Genomic DNA, 12,723 nt, shown 5'->3' on the forward strand with positions numbered 1-12,723 from the left:
AGGGGCTGGCAGGGGGCAGCTCGAAGCTCCCCGGCGTCTCCTGCGCGGCAAGCGGCGCGGCGAGCGCCAGCAGCGCGGCTGCGGGAAGGGCGGCGGCGGACAGGCGGGCGATGACGGGAAGCGGGGTCGGGCGGAGGATCATGGCGCGGCGGCGTTCCGGGCGTGGGTTGGCAGGGCGACAAAGGGGGTGGGCGGGTATGTGCGGGGGCGGGTCTGAACCGCGCCTGTCCCGACATCGCCCCCCCATAGGCCCGCCGCTCGCCCCGCGCCAGTTCCGGCCTTGCGCGCTGCGGCGGAACGCGGCAACAGCGCGGCATGGAAAGCACACCCCCTCCCGCCAGGCCGACCCCGCAGTTCCTCGGCAAGGAAACCCCGCTCCCCGCCTCGCCGGAGGAAGCGGTGCTCGACTATGTCCCCAATCCGCGCCCCGGCCTCACCTATCTGGTGCGTTTCGTCAGCCCCGAGTTCACCTCGCTGTGCCCGGTGACCAACCAGCCCGATTTCGCCCATCTGGTGATCGACTACGTTCCGTGGAAGACGATTGTCGAGAGCAAGAGCCTGAAGCTGTTCCTCGGCTCGTTCCGCAACCACAACGGCTTTCACGAGGACGTCACCGTGGGCATCGGGGTGCGCCTGTTCGAGGAGATGCGCCCGCAATGGCTGCGCATCGGCGGCTACTGGTATCCGCGCGGCGGCATTCCGATCGACGTGTTCTGGCAATCGGGTGCGCCGCCCGAGGGGCTATGGCTGCCCGACCAGGGCGTGCCGTCCTATCGCGGGCGCGGGTAGGCTGTATCGGGGCGCATCACGCCGTCGTCGCGTGATCATCGTCCGGTCATCGCGGTGTCGTTGCGAGGCGCTTCGTCGATCCGAAGCGTTTCACGTGAAACAGCGGGGCCCGGATCAGGCCCCCGGCACGCTCAGTTCGAGCTGCACGAACTTCGGCACCGACTTGTTCGCCTCCCGCCACTTGGCCAGCGGGAAGGCGCCGGCACCGAGCGCCGCGAGCGGAATCCCGGCCTCGGCGAGCGAGTAGGGCGAGATGCGGTGGCGCGTCATGAACCCGCCGCTGCCGTCGGAGATCAGCGGGGTCTCGAACTTCAGGCCCTGGCTGTTCTCGGTGGCATTGGCGACCTTGCTAACCACCAGCTGCCCGTGGCCGAGATCGAGCACCACCTCGGTCCCGACCGGCACCCCGGCCAGCCCGTTGATCCGCGCGCCGGTCTTGGAGAGGTTGCGCAGGATCACGTCGTAGTAGTGGTCCTCGTGGATCAGCCCGACCTTGCGGAAGATCGTGATGCGTTCCGAGCGGTGACGCGGCGGGCCGCTGGGGCGGAAGGTGCCCGAACCCTCGGCGAACTGGGCGAGCACCTGCTCCTGCGTCATCGGGCGCGAGAAGATGTAGCCCTGCACGAGGTCGGCGCCGCGCTCCTTGACGAGCGCGAGCTCGTCCATCGCCTCGACCCCTTCGGCCACTGTCTCCATCCCCAGCGCCTTGGCCAGCGCGACGATCGCGGCGATGATCGCGGGGTTGATGTCGCCGTTCTCGGTGCAGCCGCGCACGAAGCTCTGGTCGATCTTGATCTTGTCGAAATGGCCGTGCTTGAGATAGCCGAGCGATGAGTAGCCCGTGCCGAAATCGTCGAGCGCGAGGCGCACCCCCAGCTTCTTGAGATCGCGGAAGATCGCGTCGACCGTCTCGAGATCGCCGACGAAGACGCTCTCGGTGATCTCCAGTTCGAGCCGCTGCGGGGGCAGGCCCGAGGCGGCCAACGCGGCGGCGACCGCCTTGCGGTAGCCGGGACGGATGAACTGCTTGGCCGACACGTTGACCGCCACCCGGATCGTCTCGGGCCAGGCGAGCGCATCGATGCAGGCCTGGCGCAGCGCGATCTCGCCGATGCGGATGATGAGGTCGTCGTTCTCGGCGACGGGGATGAACTGCGACGGGCTGATGTCGCCCTGTTCCTCGTCGTGCCAGCGCAGCAGCGCCTCGAAGCACTTGACCTCGTTGGTGACGGGGTCGACGAGCGGCTGGTAGGCGAGCCGCAGCTCGTCGCGGTCGACCGCGTCGCGCAGCCGGTCGCCCAGAATCGCGGTCTTGGATGCGGCGTCGCGCAGCTCGCTGGTGAAGAAGCAGAAGGTGCCGCCGCGGGTTTCCTTCGCGGAATAGAGCGCCATGTCCGCCGCGCGGGTCAGCTCGTCGGCCTCGACCCCGTCATAGGGCGCGACCGCGATCCCGACCGAGGTGCCGATGATCGCCCGGCGACCGTTGATCTGGTAGGGCTGGGACACCGACTGGACGATGCGGTTGGCCAGCTCGCCGAGCGTGCCGCGGTCATCCATGTCGGGCAGCAGCACCTGGAATTCGTCGCCGCCGAGGCGGCCGACCTCGCCGTGATTGCCGACGATCGACGTGAGGCGCTGCCCCACCTGCTTGAGAAGCTCGTCGCCCGCGGGGTGGCCCATCGTGTCGTTGACCTGCTTGAAGCGGTCGAGATCGATCATCATCAGCGCGCAGCTGCGCTGGGTGATGCGGAAGGCGGCGAGCATCGCCGACAGGCGCTCGTTCAGCTTGCGCCGGTTCGCGAGCCCGGTCAGCTCGTCGACCTGGGATTGCCGCGCGACCTGGGTCTCGTAGGCATATTGCGCCGAGATATCGACCGCACTGCCGCGATAGCCGCGGAAGGTGCCGCCCGCATCGGTCAGCGGCCGCCCGTTGAGTCGCCACCAGCGCGTCGCGCCGCGCCCGTCGGGCACGGCGACGATCTGCTCCTCGAGCTTGGACCGGGCGTTGAGCTTGAAGGCGAGGCTGCGCTGGGTCGGCGCGCCGGCTTCTTCGTCGATATCGTAGAAGACACGGGTGAGCGGCTTGCCGATCATGCTCTCGCCGCTTGCCCCGAGATCGTCGAGCGCACGCTGGGAGAGGAAGCTGAGATTGCCCTCGGCATCGGTCGCCCAGAACATCCCGACGCCGAGTTCCTCGACCTCGCTCAGCACCGCCCCGCGATCGGGCGCGCCGCGGGACCCGGCGCTGCGTCGCCCGGACGCTTGCCCCCTGGGGCTGCTGGAAGCTTTGCGAAAACTGAGTGGCATGCCCAATCCTTGTCCGCAATCCGTGTCGAGGCGTGCTTGCTCCGGCGCAGGGCGGATCGTCCACGCAGGATGGCCCGCCATAGGACGAACGTCGTTGAAAAAGCGTTACGCGCCCACTGGCATGGCGGCGCACGACAGATCGAGGCAGGCCAGCGGCGAGTGATGCGGAACCGTTCGGGTTTCGCAGCGTTATCGGTTTGTGCAACTGTGGGGCATTTTCTTGCCGATGCACGGCTGCCTTGCGTAATTTTGCTACATCACCACCGGCGTTGGGGACCGCGCCCTTGCGAACTTTGCGACAATCGGGGGGACTGCGTCATTTCTGTCGACACTCTGCTGGCGAGCAAGCCCGATGACCTGGTGAACCCCGTCGCCACCCGCGCCGACTGGGAGGCGATGCGCGCGGCCGCGCTCGCCGATCCGGGCGCGTTCCACGGTGCCATCGCGGCGCGGAACATGCACTGGTTCGTGGCCGATTGCGGAGCTGAAGGCGCGTGGTTGGCCAAGGGCGAGGACGGGCGCTGGACCGGATGGGACGCCGCCACCGCCGCTCCGGTTGCTCCCGATCTGGCGGAGGGCTTCACCCCCTGGCACACCGGCTTCGACGGCTCCACTCCGCCGCACTGGCGCTGGTTCGTGGGTGGGCGCACCAACGCGGCCTTCTCCGAACTCGACCGCCACGTGCTCGCCGGACACGGGGCCGAAGCCGCGCTGGTGTTCGAGGGCGACCGCTGGGACATGTCCGCCAACGGCGGCAAGGGCGCCCCGATCGACTGCTTCACTGTCAGCCGCAAGCGGCTGCTGCTCGAGGTCGCCAAGTGCGCGGTGGCGCTCGAGGCGCTGGGGCTGAAGCCGGGCGACCGCATGGCGCTGAACATGCCCAGCATCGTGCCCCAGATCTACTGGACCGAGGCCGCCAAGCGCATGGGCGTGGTCTACACGGCGGTGTTCGGGGGCTTTTCCGACAAGACCCTCTCGGACCGGATCGCCGACACCGGGGCGCGGGTGATCGTCACCAGCGACGGCTCCTACCGCAACGCGCAGGTCGCGGCCTTCAAGAACGCCTACACCGATCCGGCGCTCGACAATTTCGTGCCGGTGACGACGGCACTGGAGATCCTCGGCGGGCTCGATCTCGAACTGGCGGCGGAGGATCACGACACCATCCTTGCCGCGGTGCGCGAGGCGCTCGCTGGAGAGATCACGGTCGACCGTTCGGACGTGATGCGCGGCGTCGGCAAGGCGCTGATCCAGCTCGGCGGCGAGGGCCGCATCACCTCGGCTGACGCGGCGCGGGTGCGGATCGCGATTGCCTCGAGCCTCGTCACCCTGCCGCCGCGGGTCGAGGCGGTGATCGTGTGCCGCCACACTCACCAGCCCGACATGATCTGGCGCGAGGAACGCGACCGCTGGAGCCACGAGCTGACCGAGGCGGCGCTCGGCACGGTGCTGGAGAAGGCGCGCGCGGCAGGCTTCGCCGTGCAGTCGGAAGCGGAACTGATGGCATTGCCGGACGGCGACTTCGTGCGCGCGATCTGGGCTTCGTCGAAGCCGATGCCGGTCGATGCCGATTACCCGATGTTCTTCATCTACACCTCGGGCAGCACCGGCAAGCCCAAGGGGATTGTCCACAGCCACGGCTATGCCGCGGGCGTTGCCGAGACGATGAAGGTGAGCTTCGACGCGCGGGCCGGCGACACGCTGTTCGTGGTCGCCGATCCGGGCTGGATCACGGGGCAGAGCTACCTGATCTGCGCGCCGCTGATGACGCGCGTGACGAGCCTGGTCTCGGAAGGCTCGCCGGTCTTTCCCCACGCGGGGCGCTTCGCCTCGATGATCGAGCGGCACGGGGTGAAGATCTTCAAGGCCGGCGTGACCTTCCTCAAGTCGGTGATGAGCGATCCCGACAACCTCGCCGAAGTGCAGCGCTACGACATGAGCGGGTTGAGGGTGGCGACCTTCTGTGCCGAGCCTGTCTCGCCATCGGTGCAGGCCTTCGGGATGGAGCACGTTACGCCCCGCTACATCAATTCCTACTGGGCGACCGAGCACGGCGGGATCGCCTGGACGCACATGTTCGCGAACGACGACTTCCCGCTGCGCCCCGACGCGCACGCCTATCCGCTGCCGTGGATCGTCGGCGATGTCTGGGTCGAGGACGAGGCGGGTCAGGGCGGCGAGGCCCCCTTCGCCCGTTCCGGCGAGGGCGGCGTGCCGTGGCGCAGGGCCGAGGTGGGAGAGAAGGGCGAAATCGTCATCGCCGCGCCTTACCCTTACCTCGCGCGCACCATCTGGGGCGACATCGCGGGCTTCAAGGTGGAGGACGGCCGCGTCGATCCCGCCTGGCGCGGGGACGCCAAGCGCTGGGAGGAAGGCTACTGGCGGCGCTGGAAGGGTGCCTGGGCCTATACCCAAGGCGATTTCGCTATCCAGCACGCCGACGGCTCCTTCTCGCTCCACGGTCGCTCGGATGACGTGATCAACGTCTCGGGCCATCGCATGGGCACCGAGGAGATCGAGGGCGCGGTGTTGCGCGACAAGGCGCTTGCGCCGGATTCGCCGGTCGGCAACGTTCTTGTGGTCGGCGCGCCGCACCGCGAGAAGGGACTGACCCCGCTCGCCTTCGTGGTGCCGGTCGCAGGACGGAAGCTCACGCACGAGGACAAGCGCCGTCTGTTCGATCTGGTGCGCACCGAGAAAGGCGCGGTCGCGGTGCCGGCGGACTTCATCGAGGTCAGCCAGTTCCCCGAGACCCGCAGCGGCAAATACATGCGCCGCATGGTCCGCGCGCTGGTGGTGGGCGAGGATGTCGGCGACGTCACGACGCTGCGCAACCCCGAGGCGCTGGATGAATTGCAGCGCGTTATCGCCGACTGGCAGCGAAAGCAGCGCATGAGCGACGAGCAGGCGCTGTTCGACCGGCACCGCTATTTCCTCGTGCAGTACAACACGGTTGCGCCGGGCAAGCAGGTCGCGACCGTCACGGTCACCAATCCGCCCGTCAATGCATTGAACGAACGCGCTATCGACGAACTGGTGCTGGTCACCTCCACCCTCGCGCGCGACGACAACGTGGTGGCGGTGGTCTTCACCGGCGAGGGCACCTCGTCCTTCGTCGCGGGGGCCGACATCCGCCAGATGCTCGAGGAGATCCACACGGTCGAAGAAGCGATGGTGCTCCCCAACAACGCGCACCTCGCCTTCCGCACCATCGAGAGCATGAGCAAGCCCTGCGTCGCGGCGGTGCAGGGGGTGGCGCTGGGCGGGGGCATGGAGTTCGCGCTCGCCTGCCACTACCGCGTTGCCGAGCCGGTGGCGCGCTTCGGCCAGCCGGAAATCCGGCTGCGGCTGCTTCCCGGCTACGGCGGCACCCAGCGCCTGCCGCGCCTGCTCGCCGACCGACGAGGCGCGGAAGGCGTGCGCGATGCGCTCGACCTGATCCTCGGCGGGCGGAGCATCACCGCCGAGCAGGCGGCGAACATCAGGCTGGTGGATCAGCTGGTCGACGGTGCCGAGGATGCGCTTTCGGCAGCCCACGCCGCCGTGCGCGATTTCGTGAAGCACGGGCCGGGCAGTGCGCTCGGCTGCGCCTTCGCGGAGCGGCAGGCGGCGACCGCGCGCTGGGAAAGCGCGGCAGAGGTCGATCTCGATGCCGTGCTGGAAGACGATTTCCTCCAGCGTATCCTGCGGCAGCTCGAATGGGCAGGCCGCGATATCGCGGGTGCCCGGGCGCTGGACGCGGTGCGCACCGGGCTGGAGCATGGCATCACGCAAGGGACGGCGCGCGAGGCGCGGCTCTTCGCCGAAGCCATCGTCGATCCCGAGGGCGGGAAGACCGGCATCCGCCAGTTCATCGACAAGGTCGCCCCCCCGCTCCCCGTCCGCCGCGACGGGGTGTGGATCGACGCCGAGCACGAGATGCGCGCACAGGCACTCGAGGCAGCGGGCGATCTGCTCCCCGTCGGCGCGCCCTTCTACCCGGGCGTCACCCCGATCCCGCCGTGGCAATATGCCTTCGGCATCGCCCGCGATCCCGCTACCGGTCAGCCCCGCTTCGGCCCGCCCGCGAGCCACGAGAAGGAGCTGATCGTCAAGACCCCCGAGCCCGCGCCGAACGAGGCGCTGCTCTACATGCTGACGAGCGAGGTTAACTTCAACGACATCTGGGCGCTGACCGGTATCCCCGTCTCGCCCTTCGATGCGCATGAGGAAGACGTGCAGATCACCGGATCGGGCGGCATCGCGCTGGTCGCGGCGCTCGGTTCCGAGACCCGCGCGCAGGGGCGGATCAAGGTCGGCGATCTGGTCACCGTGTATTCGGGGACCAACGATCTCCTGAGCCCGCTGGTCGGCAATGACCCGATGTATGCCGACTTCAGCATCCAGGGCTACGAGACCGAGACCGGCAGCCACGCGCAGTTCCTGACGGTGCAGGCGCCGCAGATGCACAAGGTGCCGCCCGACCTGACGCTGGAGCAGGCGGGGAGCTATGTGCTGAACTTGGGCACGATTGCCCGCTGCCTGTTCACCACCTTGCAGATCGCGCCGGGGCGGACGCTGTTCGTCGAGGGCGCGGCGACGGGGACGGGACTCGATGCGCTGCGTTCCTCGGTGCGCACCGGCTTGCAGGTGACGGGGCTGGTATCCTCGGAGGAGCGCGCGGCCTTCATCACCAAGGTGCAGGGCGCGGTCGGGGCGATCAACCGCAAGGATGGGCGCTTTGCCGACCTCTACACCGTCGTGCCCGAGGACAAGGCCGAGGCCATCGCGTGGGAAGCCGCAGGCGCACCGCTGGTCGAGGAATACAAGGCGCTGAACGGCGGCAAGCTTGCCGATTACGTGGTGAGCCACGCAGGTGAGACCGCCTTCCCGCGCTCGTTCCAGCTGCTCGCCGAAGGCGGCACGCTCGCCTTCTACGGCGCGTCGTCGGGCTACCACTTCAGCTTCATGGGCAAGCCGGGGACGGCCTCGCCCGAGGAGATGCTCCGCCGTGCGCAGCTCAGGGGCGGCGAGGCGGTGCTGATCTTCTACGGCCCCGGCTCCTCCGACCTGCTCGACGAGACCGGGCTCGAAATGATCGAAGCCGCCCGCCGCTTCAACGCCCGCTCGGTCATCGCCACCACCACCGACGGGCAGCGCGAGTTCCTGCAATCGCTGGGCCTCGAGGACGCGATCGAGGGCATCGTCAGCCTCGAGAGCATCCGCCGCCGCGAGGGGGCGAACTTCCATTGGCCCGACACCATGCCGCGCCTGCCCGATGCCAAGGCCGACATCGAGGTCTTCAAGGCCGCCGTGCGCGACTACCAGGACCGGGTGATGAAGCCCTTCGGCTCGGCGGTCGGCAAGATCCTGCGCTCGCCCGACAATCCGCGCGGCAGCCCCGATCTGGTGTTCGAACGCGCCGGGCAGGACACGCTCGGCATCTCGACCTCGCTGGTGAAGCCCTTCACCGGCCGCGTGATTTTTGCGGAAGACCTCACCGGCTGCCGCTTCACTTTCTACGCCCCGCAGGTGTGGACCCGCCAGCGGCGCATCTACATGCCGACCGCGCAGATCTTCGGCACGCACCTGTGCAACGCCTACGAGGTCGCGCGGATGAATGACATGATCGCGGCGGGCCTGCTCGAAGTGACCGAGCCCGAGGTGGTGCCGTGGGAGGGCCTGCCGGAAGCGCACCAGGCGATGTGGGACAACCGGCACACCGGATCGACCTATGTGGTCAACCATGCGCTCCCCGAAATGGGCCTCAGGAGCCGCGACGCATTGCTCGAAGCGTGGGCGGCCTCGGGCGCGGCATCTGCAAGTCCCGGGGAACCGGAAGCCTGACCCGCGCGTTGCGGTTTTTGAAACGTTCTTAACTCTCCTCCCCAGGGTTTGAACGAAGTGCAAAGCGAAGCGCGGCTTCGCGGCAATTTTCTGTGAGGAGAGTCCTATGGCGAAGTCCAAAGCCGCTGCTGCTGCGCCTGCCCTCCAGGGCGATATCCCCGGCCGTCTCGCCGGCAAGATCGCGGTCGTAACCGGCGCGGCCGGGAACCTCGGCGGGCATATCGTCACGCACTATCTTGCAGAAGGCGCAACCGTGGTGATGACGGGCCGCACGCCCGACCGCACCAAGGCGGCCGCCGAGGCACTGCTCAAGGCGACCGGCGCCGATCCGGCGCGGCTCGCAACCGTGGCGCTCGACGGGGGCGACATCGCCTCGGTCCGCGCGGCGATCGCCGAGGTGGTCAAGCAGTTCGGGCGGATCGACATTCTCGTCAACAACGCCGGGAGCGCCGGGCCCAAGCAGCCGATCGAGAACCTGCCGCTTTCGGCGGAAGAGCTGGCCGCGCTCCAGAAGACCGGCAGCACCGACAGCGAGACCGTAGGCGATGCGCTGCGCAACATCTTCGGCGTTGCGTGGAACGTCGCGCGCGTCGCGGCCGAGCACATCCCCGAAGGCGGCTCGATCATCAACGTATCGACCATCTTCAGCCGCACGCCCTATTACGCGCGCGCGGCCTATGTCGTCCCCAAGGCGGCGATGAATGCGTGGAGCCGCGAATTGTCGCTGGAGCTCGGTCCCAAGGGAATCCGCGTCAACCTCGTCTACCCTGGCCCGATCGAGAGCGAGCGCATCCGCAACGTCTTTGCCGCGATGGACGCCGCGCGCGGGGACGAGGCGGGCACGACCGCCAACCAGTTCTTCGACATGATGTCGCTGGAACGTGCGACCGGCGGGAACGAGAAGGCCAAGACCTTCCCGACACCGACCGACATCGCCACCACCTGCGTCTTCCTCGGCTCGGACGAGAGCGCGGCCTACAACGGCCACGATTTCGAGGTCACCCACGGGATGAGCGTGCGCAAGGAACAGCGCTCCACCTACCTCGCGCGGCCCACCATGCGCTCGATGGACGGCACGGGCTTGGCCGTGCTGATCGCGGCCGGAGACGACTGGGAGGAGGCGCTCGAGATCGCGCAGGTCCAGCTCGCTTGCGGGGCAAGCGTGGTGCTCGGCCTGCCGCGCGCCGCCGACGTTGCCATCGCCGAGAAGCGCTGCAAAGCGCTGGGCCTCGGCGACAAACTCGCGATCATCCGTTTCAGCCGCAAGGACCCGGCCGGCATGGAAGCCGCGCTCGAGGATTACACCAAGGGCGGCACGCCGGTCAGCGGTGCGCTGTTCCTCCCCGCTCTGGGCGCGGGCGAACTCAGCGGCGCGATCACGGCGGCGGACGACAGCGTGGTCGAGGCGCTGATGGATGCCGAACTCGCCGGCAACATGGCGCTCGCGCGCACCATGAGCCGTTACTGGAAGCGGCACGACAACCTCTTGCAGCCGCCGCGTTTCGTCTTCGTCAGCCATGCCAGCGACGGGAAGGGCGACATCTACGGCCACATCCTGCGCGCCGCGACCGAACAGCTGATCCGCATCTGGCGCGACGAGAGCGAGATCGACACCGCGCACGGGCGTCGCCGGCAAGCGGAGTGGGGCAACCAGATCGTTCGCTTCACCAACACCGAGGCCGAGAACATCCGCTTCACCGCCGGCCACGCAGCGCGCATCCTGCTGAAGGAGAGCAAGCTCGGCGAGATCACGCTTTACGTCCCGGCGAACATCGGCGAGGCGACCGGGGCGCGCAAGGCGATGCCGGGCTTCTCCGAGAACATCACCGGCCTGCACCTCGGCAAGGTCGCGCTCATCACCGGCGGTTCGGCCGGGATCGGCGGACAGGTCGCGCGCCTGCTCGCATTGGCGGGCGGCAAGGTGATGATGGTCGCCCGCCGCGAAAGCGAGCTTGCCGTAGCGCGGGCGCGGATCGTCTCGGAGCTCGAGGACATCGGTTTCGCGGGCGTCGAGCGCCGGGTGCAGACCCTCGCCAACGTCGACGTCAGCAATTTCGAGAGCCTCAAGGGCGCGGTCGACGCCACGCTGAAGGCCTTCGGGCGGATCGACTACCTCATCAACAACGCCGGGGTCGCGGGGGCGGAGGACATGGTGGTCGACATGGGGGTCGACGCCTGGAACTACACGCTCGATGCGAACCTCGTGTCGAACTACTTCCTGATGCACCACGTCGCCCCACTGATGAAGGCGCAAGGATCGGGCTACATCCTCAACGTCTCGTCCTATTTCGGCGGCGAGAAGTATCTCGCGGTCGCCTATCCCAATCGCGCGGACTACGCCGTCTCCAAGGCCGGGCAGCGCGCGATGGTCGAGAGCATGGCGCGCTATCTCGGCCCCGAGGTGCAGTTCAACGCCATCGCGCCGGGGCCGGTCGATGGCGACCGCCTGTCGGGCACCGGCGGCAAGCCCGGCCTGTTCGAGCGGCGCGGCAAGCTGATCCTCGAGAACAAGCGCCTCAATGCCGTCCACGCCGCCGCGATCAAGGCGATCCGGCGCGGGGTGCGCGTGGAGGCAGTGCTCGCGCGGCTCGCCCGCAACGACACCGTCAAGATGAGCCACGACACCAACAACCCGCACGAACTGCGCGAGCTGGCGCTCGCCTGCGCGCGCGAGGGGGACGGCACCTGCACCTGGGACCAGTATCTCCTCACCCCCCAGATCGCCGCCGCGCTGGTGGCGCGCCTCAGGCAGGCAGGCCTGTTCCTCGATGCGCCTGAATGGTCGGAGCGCAAGCCCGAGGAGGACGGCGACTGGCTGCTGCGCGTCCCGCCCGAGGATGCGCCTTTCCTCCCCGCCGACAAGATCGCCGTCGAGGCGAACAAGGTCGGCAGCGGGGTACTCTCCAAGCTCTACCTCGGCAAGATGCCGACCGAGCATGATGTCGCGCAGGCGACCGTCTTCTTCCTCGCCGACCGCGCCGTTTCGGGGGAGACCTTCATGCCCTCGGGCGGCCTCAGCGTCGAACGCTCGACCACAGAGCGCGAGCTGTTCGGCAGCCCCAAGCAGGAACGCCTCGACCAGATGCGCGGCAAGACTGTGTGGATCATCGGCGAGCACCTCGCCGACTACCTCGCCGAAACCGCGCGCGCCTTCATCGAGGATTGCCACGCGGCCAACGTGGTGGTCATCACCCGAACGGCGGAAGCCTTCGAGGCGATCAAGGCGCAGCTCGAACCCGAGACCGCCGAGGCCCTGACCTCGCTGGTGAAGACCACCGACATCGAAGCCGCGATGGACGAGGCGTTGCTCGCCTGGGGCAAGCCCACCACCATCCTCTCGACCCCGATGTCGGCACTGCCGGGCAAGCTGTTCGCCACCGACGATCCGCTCACCCCCGAGGAATTCCGCAGCGTGGTGGCCGACAACCTCACCCACCATTTCCGCGTCTCGCGCCGCGCTTCGCTGTATGACGATTGCCAGCTTGTGCTGACCAGCCCCGACGTGCCGATGGGCGACAAGTCCCCGGCCTTCGCGCTGGCGAACTTCATCAAGACCACGCTCCATGCCTTTACCGCCACGCTCGCGGTCGAGAACGAGCGGCTGGTGCACGATGTGCCGGTCAACCAGATCAACCTCACCCGCCGCGTCCAATCCGAAGAACCGCGCGATCTCGACGAGCATCTCGAGGAGGTGCGCCGTTTCGCCCGTGCGGTCCTGCTGGTCGGCGCGCCGCTGCCCGATGCCGAGGATTCGCGCTATCGCGCACGCATCTATCGCGGGATGTCGATGACGGTATAAGC

Annotated in this window: 4 protein-coding genes; 3 read left to right on the forward strand and 1 reads right to left on the reverse strand. The window is 68.3% G+C overall.

What is annotated here, in order from left to right; genetic code table 11:
- Positions 1 to 315: 315 nt before the first annotated feature.
- A complete protein-coding gene (queF, locus tag CBR61_RS06705) occupies positions 316 to 789 on the forward strand; it encodes a preQ(1) synthase (RefSeq protein ID WP_088913667.1) in 474 nt (157 codons plus the stop codon).
- Positions 790 to 903: 114 nt separating this feature from the next.
- Here the strand turns inward: queF and CBR61_RS06710 are convergent, their stop codons facing one another.
- Positions 904 to 3,096 (reverse strand): putative bifunctional diguanylate cyclase/phosphodiesterase, encoded by a 2,193-nt coding sequence (locus tag CBR61_RS06710; RefSeq protein WP_088913668.1) that lies wholly within the window; start codon positions 3,094 to 3,096, stop codon positions 904 to 906.
- 360 nt (positions 3,097 to 3,456) lie between these two features.
- Between CBR61_RS06710 and CBR61_RS06715 the strand changes: the two genes are divergently transcribed.
- Together CBR61_RS06715 and CBR61_RS06720 are read left to right on the forward strand one after the other, a co-directional pair.
- The gene (locus tag CBR61_RS06715; protein ID WP_324616830.1) at positions 3,457 to 8,922 is read left to right on the forward strand and encodes an AMP-binding protein; all 5,466 of its coding nucleotides are present in this window, start codon (positions 3,457 to 3,459) and stop codon (positions 8,920 to 8,922) included.
- A gap of 106 nt (positions 8,923 to 9,028) precedes the next feature.
- Positions 9,029 to 12,721, forward strand: coding sequence for an SDR family NAD(P)-dependent oxidoreductase (locus tag CBR61_RS06720; protein WP_088913669.1), 3,693 nt, complete (start codon positions 9,029 to 9,031; stop codon positions 12,719 to 12,721).
- Positions 12,722 to 12,723: the final 2 nt, after the last annotated feature.

This window comes from Porphyrobacter sp. CACIAM 03H1 (assembly GCF_002215495.1).
Lineage (GTDB): Bacteria > Pseudomonadota > Alphaproteobacteria > Sphingomonadales > Sphingomonadaceae > Erythrobacter.